General features: G+C 48.7%; 18 protein-coding genes. 2 read left to right on the top strand and 16 right to left on the bottom strand.

Annotation, left to right across the window (positions count from 1 at the left end):
• Positions 1-109 precede the first annotated feature (109 nt).
• Positions 110-1,117: an HRDC domain-containing protein gene (locus GRF59_RS11000; protein ID WP_160497600.1), complete on the bottom strand. Its 1,008-nt coding sequence runs from the start codon at positions 1,115-1,117 to the stop codon at positions 110-112.
• A gap of 197 nt (positions 1,118-1,314) precedes the next feature.
• Here GRF59_RS11000 and GRF59_RS11005 point away from each other — a divergent pair, with 197 nt between their 5' ends.
• Positions 1,315-1,614 carry a DUF3055 domain-containing protein gene (locus tag GRF59_RS11005; RefSeq protein ID WP_160497601.1) on the top strand — a complete coding sequence of 100 codons (300 nt, stop codon included), beginning with the start codon at positions 1,315-1,317 and terminating at the stop codon, positions 1,612-1,614.
• Positions 1,615-1,695: 81 nt separating this feature from the next.
• Here the strand turns inward: GRF59_RS11005 and GRF59_RS11010 are convergent, their stop codons facing one another.
• The 13 genes from GRF59_RS11010 to GRF59_RS11070 all read right to left on the bottom strand — a co-directional run bounded on the left by GRF59_RS11010 (position 1,696) and on the right by GRF59_RS11070 (position 11,306).
• Positions 1,696-2,367: a stalk domain-containing protein gene (locus GRF59_RS11010; protein WP_237391711.1), complete on the bottom strand. Its 672-nt coding sequence runs from the start codon at positions 2,365-2,367 to the stop codon at positions 1,696-1,698.
• 187 nt (positions 2,368-2,554) lie between these two features.
• Positions 2,555-3,436, bottom strand: a complete 882-nt coding sequence (locus GRF59_RS11015) for an ROK family protein (protein ID WP_160497602.1) — start codon at positions 3,434-3,436, stop codon at positions 2,555-2,557.
• 321 nt (positions 3,437-3,757) lie between these two features.
• The gene (locus tag GRF59_RS11020; RefSeq protein ID WP_160498232.1) at positions 3,758-4,615 is read right to left on the bottom strand and encodes a 5'-3' exonuclease; all 858 of its coding nucleotides are present in this window, start codon (positions 4,613-4,615) and stop codon (positions 3,758-3,760) included.
• A 127-nt stretch (positions 4,616-4,742) separates the two neighbouring features.
• Entirely contained in the window at positions 4,743-5,102 is a 360-nt protein-coding gene (locus GRF59_RS11025) for an arsenate reductase family protein (protein ID WP_160497603.1), read from the bottom strand.
• Between the two features lie 20 nt (positions 5,103-5,122).
• Positions 5,123-6,142, bottom strand: coding sequence for an RluA family pseudouridine synthase (locus GRF59_RS11030; RefSeq protein ID WP_160497604.1), 1,020 nt, complete (start codon positions 6,140-6,142; stop codon positions 5,123-5,125).
• Positions 6,139-6,708: a cob(I)yrinic acid a,c-diamide adenosyltransferase gene (locus GRF59_RS11035; RefSeq protein ID WP_160497605.1), complete on the bottom strand. Its 570-nt coding sequence runs from the start codon at positions 6,706-6,708 to the stop codon at positions 6,139-6,141. Before GRF59_RS11035 ends, GRF59_RS11030 begins: the two co-directional genes overlap by 4 nt.
• 35 nt (positions 6,709-6,743) lie before the next feature.
• Positions 6,744-7,283, bottom strand: a complete 540-nt coding sequence (locus tag GRF59_RS11040; RefSeq protein ID WP_237391712.1) for a hypothetical protein — start codon at positions 7,281-7,283, stop codon at positions 6,744-6,746.
• Between the two features lie 223 nt (positions 7,284-7,506).
• Entirely contained in the window at positions 7,507-8,037 is a 531-nt protein-coding gene (locus tag GRF59_RS11045; RefSeq protein WP_160497606.1) for a DinB family protein, read from the bottom strand.
• 228 nt (positions 8,038-8,265) lie between these two features.
• Complete coding sequence (locus GRF59_RS11050; protein WP_160497607.1) at positions 8,266-8,532, bottom strand: aspartyl-phosphate phosphatase Spo0E family protein; 267 nt, start codon at positions 8,530-8,532, stop codon at positions 8,266-8,268.
• A 160-nt stretch (positions 8,533-8,692) separates the two neighbouring features.
• Positions 8,693-9,904 (bottom strand): aminotransferase class I/II-fold pyridoxal phosphate-dependent enzyme, encoded by a 1,212-nt coding sequence (locus GRF59_RS11055; protein ID WP_202128541.1) that lies wholly within the window; start codon positions 9,902-9,904, stop codon positions 8,693-8,695.
• Between the two features lie 13 nt (positions 9,905-9,917).
• Positions 9,918-10,418: an Lrp/AsnC family transcriptional regulator gene (locus GRF59_RS11060; protein ID WP_160497608.1), complete on the bottom strand. Its 501-nt coding sequence runs from the start codon at positions 10,416-10,418 to the stop codon at positions 9,918-9,920.
• Between the two features lie 226 nt (positions 10,419-10,644).
• Positions 10,645-11,043: a spore coat protein gene (locus GRF59_RS11065; protein WP_160497609.1), complete on the bottom strand. Its 399-nt coding sequence runs from the start codon at positions 11,041-11,043 to the stop codon at positions 10,645-10,647.
• 26 nt (positions 11,044-11,069) lie between these two features.
• Positions 11,070-11,306 (bottom strand): hypothetical protein, encoded by a 237-nt coding sequence (locus GRF59_RS11070; protein WP_160497610.1) that lies wholly within the window; start codon positions 11,304-11,306, stop codon positions 11,070-11,072.
• Between the two features lie 132 nt (positions 11,307-11,438).
• Here GRF59_RS11070 and GRF59_RS11075 point away from each other — a divergent pair, with 132 nt between their 5' ends.
• Positions 11,439-12,680 carry an NAD(P)/FAD-dependent oxidoreductase gene (locus GRF59_RS11075; protein WP_160497611.1) on the top strand — a complete coding sequence of 414 codons (1,242 nt, stop codon included), beginning with the start codon at positions 11,439-11,441 and terminating at the stop codon, positions 12,678-12,680.
• 18 nt (positions 12,681-12,698) lie between these two features.
• On the opposite strand, the gene GRF59_RS11080 is transcribed toward GRF59_RS11075, so the two are convergent.
• Together GRF59_RS11080 and GRF59_RS11085 are read right to left on the bottom strand one after the other, a co-directional pair.
• Positions 12,699-14,141 carry a sensor histidine kinase gene (locus tag GRF59_RS11080; protein ID WP_160497612.1) on the bottom strand — a complete coding sequence of 481 codons (1,443 nt, stop codon included), beginning with the start codon at positions 14,139-14,141 and terminating at the stop codon, positions 12,699-12,701.
• Positions 14,142-14,144: 3 nt separating this feature from the next.
• Positions 14,145-14,855, bottom strand: a complete 711-nt coding sequence (locus GRF59_RS11085; RefSeq protein ID WP_160497613.1) for a response regulator transcription factor — start codon at positions 14,853-14,855, stop codon at positions 14,145-14,147.
• Between the last annotated feature and the right edge of the window lie 113 nt (positions 14,856-14,968).

Below are 14,968 nucleotides of genomic sequence, written 5' to 3' on the forward strand. Positions count from 1 at the left end.
GAACATAAAGGACGAAGGTGCGAGGTTGCTATGACAGCAGGCAGCGCACTTCGTCCTTTTCGTGTTCTCTGTCGCATTTGCATCCGGTTCCCGAAATGGGTCCGGCCCGCTATCCCGCGTTTCTTCGGCTCTCGGCTTCCCTACGGAAACGCATACGGATCAGCCGCAGCCGCTCATATCGCAGTTCCATGACTGGTCCAGCGGCTCCTTCCTGTCCGTACACCCGCTGAAGGACCGGCTTCAACAATGCGTCGCCCAGCTCCTCAAAAGCATTCCACACATCCTCTTGTTCTGCCTTCGGCATCTCCTGCAGTTCGCCTGCAATCAATAGCTCCACGTCATAACCTTCCTTCTCCAGCTGTTCCAGCGACTCCACCAATTCACGTCTGCCAAGGCCGCTCTCCTGCTCCATCTGCTCCAGCCGTTTGCCCTCAACGATCCCTCTCAGCAGCATTTGCTTGATCCGGTATTTGTCCAAATCCTGCTTATACTTCAGCTCCTTCTGTTTGTAAACCCAAGACTCATAGGTTTGCTCATCCAGAAGCTCCTGAACCCAGTCCAGTGGAAAGCCGCGGTCCCGCTCGCGATTTGCCGTTAATTCGAGCAACTCCGTGCCGTATTCCGCCGCTTTATTCTCCCCGACACCGGGAAGCTGCAGCAGCTCGTCCACTGTCAGCGGGACGAACGCGCTGATGAGACGCAAAAGCCTATTGGTTGCGATAAAATAAGGTGCCTTCCGTTCAACTGCCGCTTTTTTTCTTCTCCAAGCACACAGCTCGTTGTACAGCTCCTCGTTGTAGTTCAATTCGCTGTAGCAGTAGAGCTTTTGGACGGGCTGGCTTCTCGCCTTATGTTCCTCTTCATCATGAAATATGCCGTCAATTAGCGGCCTGTAACCTTCTCCGAGCTTAACGGCCAGACCATGACGGTAAATATACAGCATTTCGTTCCAGGAGCCGCCCTCATACCAGATGCTATCTTCCGCCCTGCTGCTGTCATTTACATCCCTCCAGCCCAGCTGCCAAGTTCCTGCGGCTTCACAGATCCATACTTCGGCGATGCTGCTCCCGCCGTTTACATTTTCTTTGACCAGACGATTCATAAATACATTCTGCATCCTGTAGCCTCCACCCTAAAAATCAGCACAACAAAAAGCACCTCCCTTGATATGCAAGAGAGGTGCTTCCCCGAAATTGGATTATGCTGTTAATCAAGATCATACCATATCATCCTAATTGGTCAATGATAATCTGTGCCGTATGCTTTATAATAGCAGAATGATGAAACAAGAGATTCGAGGAGTGATGGGACAGCATGCCACAGCATGGAGAATTGGATTTTTTAGCGGACAGCACGGAGCAAACCTCCACCCGGTTTGTTACTTTTATAGGTCCTTCCCTTAAGCGCTTTGATCTGGCCGTAACCAGCACCGGGTTATTTTACGGTAAAAGCCTTGTAGCTGATCTACAGCAGGGAATCAGCGCGGTCATCGGTGCAGATGATGTGGAAGAGCCGGGATATCTGGAATCTGCCTTTAAGATAGGTGAAACCGAGGCAGAGGAACTTCGGGGATTTCTGCGCATGGTCGTCGGCATGCCGTATTTTACAGATTGAGCCTGAATGCAGCCGCATTCAAGCCAAAAAAAGACCCATCCGAGCATACATGCCGGACCGGTCTTTTTTTGATTTCTGAGCTTATTTGTAGTAAGAAGTTGTTAGCGGAACAAACATGGCACCCGAGCTCTTCAGGTCGGCATTCACGAATAACTCGTTCACGCCGGTGATGTCCACTTCAATCGTTTTCAACCCATCCTTGACTGCGATCGTATCCGTTTTCAACTTCACATCTTTCTCGCTGTCGTTGACAAAGAAGTTGTCGATGTCTTCTCCCACGGCTGCGACCTGGAGATAGAGCTTTTGGTATTTCCCTTTCGGGTAGAGCATAAAGCTGCTGGAGCGCTTGCTGCCGGCGTTATCGAAAAAGGCTTCTTTGTAATCCTTGCCCAGGTATGTCGTCTGAGCCGGATCTTTCGTATAGTACATGTCTTTGAAGTCTTTGGCGATCGCTACGCCCTCGGCTTTTTCGCCCAATTCCACTGTCGACGTCTTGGCATCGTAAGATACGGCTACCCCCATCACGTCAGCTACGGCGCGTACAGGAAGATAGGTGGTTCCATTGTATGTAATCGGCAGCACCGCATTTCCTTTTTCGTCTCTCGCCTGTATTGGCGTTCCATTATACTTCAATTGGATATTTCCGTTGAGATACGCCTTGATTTCCTGCAGCTGAGTACCGGCATATACCCCTGTTCCTGCTGTCAGCATGAGCGCCGCCGTCGCGCCGGCAATGATCCATTTCTTCTTCAATCGATTCTCTCCTCTCAGTTTCAAATTCTTGGATTTCGATCATATCAAGAAATATATAGATTTACAGCTATTTCCACAAGCGACTTTATGACTAAAAAGCGAAAACTATGCCAGCACGATTATGAATGCACAAAAAAGCAAGGGGGGCGATCCCCCCTTGCCTAGTCCCCCTGTCAGGGACATGATTTTAGACAGCCGCCAGCGCCTTTTTCGCGAGGGCCAAGGCTCCGCATAGTCCTGCATTATCTCCAAGCTGTGGAGATACGATGTAGTCGGCGATATGCTCGCTGATCGCAGGAAGCTGCACATAACCGTTCAACAGCTCTTGAAGCTTGGTATGAATCAGCGGGAACAGCTGCTGCTGCTTCATCACGCCTCCGCCCATCACGATTTTTTGCGGGGACAAAATCAAAATATAGTTCATCAATGCCTGCGCAAGATAATAAGCTTCCATCTCCCAAGCGGGATGATCCGGCGTCAGTTCCACGCCTTGAACTCCCCATCGCTTGGAGAGCGATGGACCTGCGGCTACGCCTTCAAGGCAATCGCCATGATACGGGCAGAAGCCTTCGAACTTGTCCTCCGGGTGGCGGCGGACAAGAATGTGTCCCATTTCAGGATGGGATAGCCCATGAATTAATTCGCCGCCTACGACAGCACCGGCTCCAATGCCTGTCCCTACCGTAATATAAAGACAGCTGTCATAACCTTGGGCTGCGCCCCAAGTATATTCGCCAAGCGCCGCTCCATTGACGTCTGTATCGAATTCAATAGGCACCTGAAAATGTGAACTCAAGTGCCCGACAACATCATAATTGCTCCAGTAAGGCTTAGGCGTTGTTGTAATGCGACCATATGTAGGGCTTCCTTTAACGGGATCTATGGGCCCAAATGAACCTACACCAATTGCTTCCACGCCTTTATTTTGAAAGAAAGCGACTACTTGTGCCATCGTTTCTTCCGGTGTCGTGGTCGGAAAACTGACCCGCTCCAGAACAGTCCCGTCTTCCTTGCCGATTCCGCATACAAATTTTGTTCCTCCGGCTTCGATTGCTCCCAGAATACTCATCGTTTGTAAACCCTCCTACACCATTCTCATTGTCTTTGTCTTCATGAGGTATCAAGTATGATTTCCTATCCATAACCACGGGCATTATAGCCCAGTTCATCAAAAAAAGTCAATTCTCATCCGCACATCCCTCAGGCTGTAACACTCTTAACCTGGCGGACGCTTGCGATAGAAGGATGTGATCTCTACGAAGTTTATGGCTCAAAACTGAAATAAGTTTGATGACGTTGAGCTAAGTCTTTATACTTTCTATCTTAAAAAGGGATGCCGGCGTGATGCCGACATCCCCAGCGCTTGTTTTTCATATTCGATGTTTCCGACTTAGACTACAACGCCAAGCAAATGACAGAGGCTCTTCATTTCGAGCTCTTCGAATTTATCGACCACCATCTGCTCATCAAGCGACAATTCACAGATATCCAGCTCGCATGCCACGGGCACGCAGCAATGGATTTCCGCCAGCTTGCGGGACAGATGCAGCATCTCCAAATCTGTTTCGATTTTGACCCGGACGCTCTTCGACAGCTGCTCCAGATTGTCCAAAATCCCTTCAACCGATCCATATTCCTGAATCAACTTGTGGGCCGTCTTCTCGCCGATCCCGCGGACTCCCGGATAGTTGTCGCTGGCATCCCCCATCAAGGCTTTCACATCGATGATCTGACGAGGCTGAAGCTGCTTCTCTTCATAGAGCGACTCCGGTGTGTAAACTTTATAATTGCCGTGGCCCTTCTTCATAATGATCACCGTTGTGCGGTCACTGACCAGCTGCAGCAGATCATGATCGCCGGATAGAACCATGACATCCATGTCCTTGCTGAACTTCGTTGCCAGCGTGCCGATGCAATCATCAGCCTCATAGCCTTCGGCACTGATATTCGGTACGCCCATGCTATCCATCACATCACGGATGATGGAAAACTGAGGCACCAGATCATTCGGTGCTTCCGGACGGTTTCCTTTATATGCGGAGAACTGCTGTCCACGGAAAGTAGAGCCACCAAGATCCCAGCAGCAGATGACATGACTTGGATCAAAATTTTGCACGGCATCCCAAAAGTAACGTATAAATCCGTATATCGCATTGGTCGGGATTCCTGATTTCGTACGGCGGATATATCCGCTTGTGGCGGTTGCGTAATAAGCTCTGAACAATAATGCCATCCCGTCCACCAACATGACGGATTGACGTTTATCATTAGGTATCAATCTTCGTTTCTCCCCTTGTCTGCCTTATTCCCTTTTGCAGAGTCGGCAATCTGCCTATAGTATAACACAACTCCAGGGAGCTTTTGGCTCTTTCCTGTTATCCCCAAACGGATTCGTATTGGTCTTCTTTGTACCCGACCGTGACTTTACTCCCGTCCGTCACAATCGGGCGTTTGATCAGCATGCCATTCGACGACAGCAGCTCGATCTGCTCCTTTTCGTCCATACCGGCGAGCTTGTCCTTCAGACCAAGCTGCTTGTATACTTCGCCGCTCGTATTAAAAAACTTCTTGAGCGGCAGGCCGCTCAGCTTAACCAGTTCAGAGAGCACTTCCGGGGTCGGCGGCTCTTCCGCAATATGATGAAGCTCAACCTCATGTCCGTGAGCCTGTAGCCATTTGACAGCGCTGCGGCAAGTCCCGCATTTTGGGTATTGATACACTTCCAGTTTACTCATTGCAGTCAACTCTCTTTGTCTTATTTCGGTTCAAGGTTTCCCGATTCCAGACGCTGCCGGAGTTCTTGCATATCTCCGGGCAGCGGTGCTTGGAAGGTCATCTTTTCATGCGTCACCGGATGCTCAAAAGTCAGCTCGAATGCATGCAGTGCCTGACGCGGAATAGATTCGTCCAGCTGCATGATCCGCCATGCGGTTTCCGGCAAGTGAGCCTGCAGCTCTTCCTGGGTCGGAACCGAATCCACCGCCTCCATCATTTCCTTGTAGACCGGATGACGATACATCTTGTCGCCGATCAGCGGACAGCCAATGCTTGTCATATGTACGCGGATTTGATGCGTTCTCCCCGTCTCCAGCTTAAGCTCGACAAGCGAGCCCTGATCCCAGCTGTCCAGCAGCTTATACTTCGTTAGCGAGGGATATCCGTCCGGCGTAACGATCCGGCGATGCGGCTCTTCGGGATCCCTGTCAATCGGGCCGTTAATCTCTCCCTGCCGCGGTTCGGGTGTTCCATGCACCAAAGCCAAATATCTCTTGTCCACGCGATTTTCGATCATCTGCTCAGAAATATGCTGGTGTACGTAGGGGTTTTTGGCTATAGCAAGCACGCCCGTCGTTTCCTGATCTAAGCGGTGCACGGCGCGGAAACGGTATGCTACCCCTTTTTGAAGCCAATAATCCACGACTCCATTCGCGAGAGTGCCCGTATAGTGGCCATGCGTCGGATGAACGATCATTCCGGCTTCTTTATTCACTATTAACATATGCTCATCTTCATATAGAATCTCAAAAGGAATCGGCTGCGGCAGAATATCGTCGGAGGTTTCCTGTTCCATCCGGATTTCCACCACATCGCCGGTCCGGACATGAACGCTGATATAGACTCTCTCCCCGTTTAGGGTGATGCCCTGTTCGGTCAGCTTCAGGCGGGACTGCAGTTTACGTGATACGTGCATGCGCCGAGCCAGGATGGTCTTGAGCAGCCAGCCATCCTCAGCTTCGGGTATGATATAAGTAATAGGCGGATAATAGGATGTCATTTCTTGTTGCCGAACACCTTTTTGCTGCGGACATATTCAATATCCTGTACATTGCTTCGGGCATTAGCCGTGCGGGCAACCACAAAGAAATAATCGGACAGCCGGTTCAGATAATGACGCACCTCCGAATTAATTTCCTTGTCGTGACCCAGGGTTACCACCCTACGTTCCGCGCGGCGGCATACGGTTCTGCATACATGCAGGGTTGCCGACAGCAGCGTTCCCCCCGGCAAAATAAAGCGCTCAAGCTCCGGATTTTCCTCCTCGTAAGCATCCATCCACTGCTCCAGCCGTTCCACCATTTCGGCATTTACTTTATATCTGCTCTCGCTTAATTTAACAAAGGCCAGGTCCGATCCGCAGTCAAACAGTTCATGCTGAATTTCCAGCAGGTTCTGCCGCAGATCCTCGAATGCTTCTCCTTCCATCAGGCTGACAGCCTGTCCGACGTAACTGTTCAGCTCATCGATGGTGCCGTAAGCCTCTACTTGGAGATCATCCTTGGATACCCGTCCGCCGATAACGGATGTTTGGCCTTCGTCGCCAGTCCTTGTGTACACTTTCATTGTTTAAACCTCCCTCTGCAGGATGAAATCTAATATTATTCCGTCATCGCCTTCAGTGCTTTCAGTGCGTCATCGATATGCTTCGAAGAAATCGGTATCGTGGCATACAGTTTATCAGGCGTGTATTTCAAATCCTTAAAGAGCTTCATTTGTTTAACCGGAATACCGTACAAATGCTCTGTATTATCAATGGTTTTGTCATCTTTCTCTTCCTTGCTCGCAAAGACGCCCTCCGGATACTTTTTGGCATCGAAATGGTCATCCAACGCAACATGTCCGCCAAGCTTGCCGTAATTTTTCATATCCTCTTCAGGTATAATCATAATATCATGCCCGCCAGCGGCGTATTCCACCATCAGCTTCTGCGGATTATACAGCGGGCTGGCAATCACTTCGACCTTGATGTCCGGACCCAACTTTTCCTGTACTGTTTTTTCCAACTGCTCAGAAACCTGTGTCGGATCGGAATTCTCGTCGATCATAAATACCGAAACTCCCGGTTTGTCATCTTTCCCGCAACCTGCCAGCATAAAAACAGCAAGTATGACCAGCATCAGTTTACCGTATGCCTTCAATCTCTGCTCCCCCTCTTTTCCCCAATAGGTTCAATATATCACACATGGAACAGACAAAAAAGAAGAGCCCGTGCAGAGGATGCACGGACTCTATTTCACCAGCAATAGAAGCCCGAAAAACGCAGTAAAAAGCATCCCATCGGGGGAAGTCAAGCAGAATATTGCTTATCGGTCGTTCTTTCTATGAAATTCCGATTATGGTGCTTCCGTAAAAGAATCTCGCTTATCGGTTCGCCTCGCGAATGCGCTGCAGCTGATGGATATGAGTCGACTCATGAATCGCAATAAAATGTGCCCATTGTGCCGCATTCAATTCGAACCCGAACGGGTGAGGATATACAAGCTCGTTCGTATTTCGTTTAGCAAGCTCTGGAATAAGGGCTTTGGTTGCAGATCGTACTTCGTTCAGCTTCTCCACTGCCTGCTCATAAGTATTCGTGCCTGTTGGACGGGTTGGCGCAGGCGCCTCAATTTTCACTCCGATAATGCCGCTGCTTTTTAGGATATCCATGACATCCGTCTTTTTCTCGTCTAGCGGTTCCGACGGCAGGACGGGCTCCTTGCCCAACATTTGCTTGATTTGATATTGAATGACGCCCTCCAGCTTACCCAGATGCTCTACCACTTCAGTGACGCTCCACCCCTCCGGCTTTTCGCGCAATTCCTTTTCATCCGGTCCAAAGGAATTCAATACGTTCATTAACTGTGTGCGAACTTGATCCATGTACGGAATAATATCTTGAAATTTAACCATGGTCGATCCCTCCGGATTGATATATTCGTCTTACCTTAGATAGAATGAAAGAAATTTAATCTCAACAGACTTGACTCATCGTGTCATGCAGGAGATGATTGTATCATGAAACATACCCCAACCCAAATGGAGCTAAACAAAAAAATCCCCTGCGCTTAGCGGCAGAGGATTCGACCATTACATACTATTTGCTCCCACAACTGAGGGAATCGAACTTGTTTATGTAACTTAGGCTTTATTCTTCTTGGGACACAGCTTCATATATTCGTTAATCTTCAGGTCAAGCAAACTGCTGATTTCGATAACGACTTCCGAAGTAAAGGACTGTTCCTGCAAAAATATCTGTTCCATCTTATTGCGGAGCATCAAAATTTCATCTTCCAAGGATACATTCTTAATAGAATCCGTCGTTTTGGTTGTCCAATCACCGCGCTGATTGCCTTCTGCAGTGTAGTCACCGCGATACGATGGCAAATCATATTCAGCACAAAACAAAGGTAATCCCTCCCTGGTAAGTCTTTTCTTGCTCCTAAAGCAAAATTATAACATACAAATTCATAAAAGAAAGTGAATTTTTTGTTAATTTATTCAAAAAACAGAATAAAACCCTAAAACAATGAACTGGAGCTCCATGAGCCCCAGTTCATTTGGGTAGTTATGATTCCTGCTTAAGCTTGTGAAGAAACGTACCCATACGGTCCAGTGCCTCAGTTAATTGTGCTACCGAAGTAGCATAGGAGCAGCGCAGAAAACCTTCACCGGTCGCACCAAAAGCCGTACCCGGAACAGCGGCTACCTTGGCTTCAAGCAGCAGCCTTTGAGCAAAGGCTTCGGAACTGAGTCCTGTGGACGCAATGCTAGGGAAAGCATAAAACGCACCTTGAGGCTCATGACACTCCAGCCCGATATCATGGAAACCCTGGACGATCAAACGCCGGCGCTGGTTATAAGATTCAACCATGCGGTTTTTTTCCTCCATGCCGTTCTTTAGGGCCTCCAGCGCAGCGACTTGCCCCATGACCGGTGCACACATCACGGTATATTGATGAATTTTAAGCATGGCAGCAATAATATCCGGATGAGCACATACATAACCCATCCGCCAGCCGGTCATGGCGAAAGCCTTGGAAAAACCGCTGACAAGAATGGTACGGTCCATCATACCCGGAATCGATGCAAAGCTGACATGTGTATCGTTGTACGTCAGTTCGGCATAGATTTCATCGGAAATCACAATCAGATCATGCTTTTCCACGACTTTCGCGATCGGAAGCCAATCCTCATAAGTCATGGTAGCCCCGGTCGGATTACTCGGATAGCAGAGAATCAGAATCTTGGATTTCGGCGTGATTTGCGCTTCCAACGCTTCTGCCGTCAGCTTGAAATCATCCTTGGCATAGGTTTCGATTCCTACGGGGACCCCTCCGCCAATGGACGTAATCGGGGAATAGGATACATAGCAAGGTTCCGGAATCAGAATTTCATCGCCAGGAGCGACAAGCGCGCGCAGCGCAAGATCAATAGCTTCACTGCCGCCAACCGTTACGATAATCTGGTTCTGCGGGTCATATCCAACCTCAAAGCTGTCATGCAAGTATTGCGAGATGGCTTCCCGAAGCTCAATCATCCCTGCGTTGGAGGTATAGGCGGTCACTCCCCGTTCAAGGGAATATACGCAGGCCTCCCTGACATGCCACGGCGTCGTGAAGTCGGGTTCGCCCACCCCAAGCGTGATGATATCCTTGCTTCCGTTTGCCAGATCAAAAAATTTGCGGATGCCGGATGGCGGGATATCCCTGACCAGTGGAGCGAGATAAGAATTCATCGATTTGACTTGCTGTTGTTTGGTATCTTCATTCACGATCATGACACATCTTCCTTTACGGTGAGACCATGAGACGGTTATCTTCTTCACGGTCTTCAAAAATAATTCCGTCTTGTTTATATTTTTTCAAAATAAAGTTGGTTTTCGTAGACAGTACAGAATCGATTGGAGAAAGCTTTTCGGATACAAAGTTCGCGACTTCCCGCAAATTGCGGCCCTCCACTTCCACCAGCAAATCATAGGCTCCGGACATCAAATACACGGATTTGACCTGCGGGTACAAGTAAATGCGTTCGGCGATTCCTTCGAATCCGCGACCGCGTTCAGGGGTAATTTGCACTTCAATCAGCGCTGTAACCGTTTCTTCCTCAATTTTGCTCCAGTTTACCACGGCCGCGTACTTAACAATCACATGGTCCGCTTCAAGCTCGGCAATCGCCTCTTTCACCGCTTCCTCATCCACGCCGATGAGCGTTGACAGAAGTAGGGGAGACCGTCTCGCGTCCTCATTTAACAGATCGAGAACCTTTAGTTTCAGTTCAGTCAGTTCTTTCATACAGTATCCTCCAGCATTCGTTTCACGGGTTGCTTACAGAACATGTCATACCCGGGAAAGAGATTAATACTTATATTACAATACTTTAGGATGCATGCAAAGAAAAACCGTCTCTGCGGCGTGGGCCGAATTAGAGACGGTAAAAATGTGCCATGCTTCACCGCAGCATCCCGCGGGTTACATATATTATAGTCCGCTCCCTCCGGTTAACGGGAAGGAAAGCAGGTTACATGTAATACGGATTATGAATATTCGGCTGATGCAGCGGGACATTCGGAGACTGTGCATACTGCCCCATGCCGCCTGTTTTTTGCTGAACGAACTGGCGCGTCTTTTGCTGCGTATTGCGCGAATCCTGAATCTGTTTGTCCACGTCCTGACGGAGCGCTTTGGAGGAAGTAGAGTACATATTCATCTGCTTCATCAGATTATACAGCTCTCCTTGCATACGAAGGGTGTCGTTGGTCAGCTGCGTAAACATCTGGCGTACCGTCGGACAAGAAGATTCGGTCGTCGCCGTCGTGTATTCTCTTACCGTTCTTTTCAAATCCGCGAGGATGGTATAGAGCAGGTCCTCATCCTGCATGAATGCAGAGTTGTTTTGACTTTGGTTTTGATAATACATGATTCGGTTTACCTCCCGTAATGGAATTATTGTTGAGGCTGGTTAGGAGCTAATGACTGGTGCTGCTGTAAAGCCTGGATCAACATCTCCAAATGATGGTCCATGGAACGGATATACTGCTGGCATGCCTGTTGGATCGTTGCATTTTGGCTCGTTGCGGCCGTTGCGGCACACTGTTTGATCAATAAATCTTCATTGGAAATCGAATCGACAATATACTCGAGCTCTTTGCCCGTAATGGCCTGCATTTGACCAGATTGCATATGTTGTTGCCTCCTCTGGGGATGTTTTACTCATGCATATTATATCCCGGGCTTTTTTTTCTATGTGCTGATCGATAAACGGCTTATATTTAGCAAATACTGAAATCGTATTAATGAAAAGGAGCGAACACGATGATCTTGAACAGTGGAAATCTGGCTTGGCCTCATACGCTTCAACACATTCCCGAATATCCCTCGCTGGATCAAGATCTGGACTGCGATGTTCTTGTCGTTGGCGGCGGCATGAGCGGCGCGATCTTGACCTATGAGCTGACAAAACGGAAATTGAATACCATCACGATCGATAAGAGAAGGATTGGCGGCGGAAGCTCCTCGGCCAACACCGGTCTGCTGCAATTTTCGAATGACAAGACACTCACATCGATCATCAACACTTTTGGTGAAGATACCGGTGTTGCTTTTTATAAACTCTGTGAACGCGCCATGCAAAAGCTGATCGATACAGGTGGTCGTTTATATACAGACCCTCACCTGGTTCCCCGGAGCAGCCTGTACTATGCCAGCCATGAAGATGATGTCGCGATGCTGCAGGAGGAATACGAGAATTTTCGAAAATACGGATTTAACGTTGAATACTGGGATCAGGCCAAAATCGAGCAGCGGTTGCCATTTTCCAAGCCTGCCGCGCTCTATACCCATGGAGATGCCGAGGTTAATCCGTTCCGCATGGTGCATGCATTGGTCGAAGCAGCTTCCCGGCACGGCGCACATATATTCGAGCACACGGAAGCCATTCACTTTGATTATGATGAAAATGGTGTGACATGCCATACCAAGAACTCTAAGATCCGAGCTAAAAAGGTCATATTCACCATGGGCTATGAAACTCAGGAAGTGAAAAGAGACAGGAATGCCGTGCTCAAGGTATCCTATGCCGTGCTTACCAACCCTGTAGAAGATCTCTCGGATTGGCACGAGCGCTGCATGATCTGGGAAACCGCCAGACCGTATCTGTATATGCGCACAACTCCGGATAACCGGATCGTTGTGGGTGGACTTGACGAGCATCCGCCGAAGCCCGAGGAACGGGATGGTCGCGCGATGCATAAAAGCGAAGTGCTGCTGGACGAGGTGAGGAAACTGTTCCCGAACTATACCGGACTGAAAGCCGATTACGCCTGGGCCTCCATTTTCGGTTCGACGCATGACGGGCTGCCCATGATCGGCACGCACCCGGATTATCCGAACAGTTATTTTATCGAAGCCTATGGCGGAAATGGTACGGTGTACTGCATGATCGCGGCGGATCTGCTAGGCGATGTGCTGACAGGAAAAGAACGTCCGGAGCTAGAGATGTTCTCCTTGCAACGAACCAGCAAGCCCTCGCCTCCCGAGCCGATGGCCTTGATATAAGCACCCAAAAAAGCAATGTCATTCGCTGACATTGCTTTTTTTAGTGATTGGCAACCGAATTTCAAAGGTCGTTCCTTGATGAAGCTTGCTCGATACGTTTATCTCTCCGCCATGCGCTTTCACGATGTCATGAGTGATAGCCATCCCAAGGCCTGATCCCTTATGAAGTTCACCCGTATTCGTACCGCGGTAGTAACGGTCGAAAATCCGCTCAAGCTCTTCCTTCCGAATCCCTTTTCCATTGTCTTCAACGCAAATGGAGGCCGTTGCCCCTTTTTTCTCCACATAGACCTGAATGACCACCGCTTCATCATTGTGGACGATCGCGTTATACAGCAAATTGCTGATCGCTCGGCGAAGCAAGATCTCATCCACATCCATTTTGATGGTCTCCTCATGACATTGGAATTCAATGTTCCGTTTGGCGTATCTGGCATCATTCAACGTGTCGATGACCGCGTTCCGGACCAGACTCACGATATTTACGTTTTTTGCATTAAGCGTCAATTCTTTATTTTTCAGACGGGTAGACAGGTTCAAGTCCTCAATCACGGCTTTGAGATACAACGATTTGCGTTCGATAATTTCCGCGTAGTCTCTCATTTCATCCACGGAAAACTGATAATCCTTGTCCTTCATCATTTCCGCATACCCCTGGATCGAAGCAAGCGGCGTTTTGATGTCATGCGAAATATTGCCGATCCACTCTTCTTTCATTCGATCGAGCTTTTTTCTTTCAGACTCGCTTGCTTTCAGCTCCTGGGACAATACATTGACGTTATAAAACACTTCCTTGTAGATCCCTTTAGGCTCGTACCGTACCTGATAGTTTTTATGAGCCAGCCGCTTGATCCCGTCAATCAGCACATGCAGCGGGCGGGTCAGCTTTCTGCTGAACAAGTAGGCGATGCACAGCGCAATGAATCCGTCGACGATGATCAGGACCAGACTTCCGATCTTGAGAATCTGTGCGAGAACCCGCAGATCAAAGGTAAACACCTGCCGCTCCAAATACCTGCTTTCAAATCCTACCAAATAACTGTAACGGTGATCCCTTCCCAGCTTTTCTCCGAAAAAAACCGTCGAAAATACATCCTTATCCTTGTACTTATAACTTTGGACGATATCCACGGGCGTATATTTGGTCTTTGCTCCTTTCGGAACCCGGTAACCATATACCTCGTTGCCGTCTTCATCGAGCACTTGAACCCAAGCCTGATTCCGCTGGAGTTCGTTCTTCCCCTGATCGTTAACCGATATGCCTGCAGGAGATACGACGATGTTTTGGCCCAAGGAGCGGGCGATGGACTCCGCTGATGTTTTTTCGCTGGGCAGCGGGAAGTCCTTGTATACCATTTGCATGGTATACAGGCCGATCACGACGAAAATATTCATGATGATGACGATCACGACGATAAGGACAACGGATATCAAATAACTGCCGGTCAGTCTCCATTTCATGGATTAATCATCCTCTACAACAAGCTTATATCCCAGTCCTTTCACCGTAACCAGATATCTTGGACTCGATGGATCTGCTTCGATCTTTTCCCGAAGCCTCCGGATATGAACCATCACCGTATTATCAAACCCGAAGAATTCCTCGCCCCATACATGATCATACAGGCTCTCTTTGCTGATGATCTGATTGGGATGCCTCATAAAATGCGTGAGTAGGCCAAGTTCCTTCGGTTTAAGTTCAATGCTGCTGCCGTTCTTCTTTAATTCAACTTTTTGCTCGTCCAGCTCGAAAGGGCCTGCTCTTAAAATATGCAGCTCTTGTTTCTCACCTTCCCGGGGATTATCGGCTCTTCTGAAGCGAGCTTTGATCCGGTAAGCCACTTCCTTCGGACTGAATGGTTTCGTGATATAATCATCCCCGCCGATGGCGAAACCCAGGATTTTATCGATCTCTTCCGCCTTAGCGGACAAAAAGAAAATCGGAACGTTAGAGACACTTCGTATCTTCTTGCAGACATCATATCCCTCACCATCCGGTAGCATGATATCGAGAATGACAATATCGGGCTGCCGCTGCTGGAATTCGGTCCATGCTTGCTCCGCCGTGCCAGCCGTATATACCCCCTCGATGCCTTCCTTGATCAGCACGGTCTGAAGAAGCCTCACGATATCAGCTTCATCATCCACGATGAGAACCTTTTGATTGAACGACAAGATCTTTTCAACCTCCTTACCATGGGTGGGCTCGTGTTCAGCCGTCTAAACCCAAGCAGGCTAAACTGTACTCAGCTTCCCCACCCTCGAAATTACTATGCAAACTATTATCG

The sequence above is a fragment of the Paenibacillus dendrobii genome, from assembly GCF_009807035.1.
GTDB classification, from domain to species: Bacteria; Bacillota; Bacilli; order Paenibacillales; family Paenibacillaceae; genus Paenibacillus_AQ; species Paenibacillus_AQ dendrobii.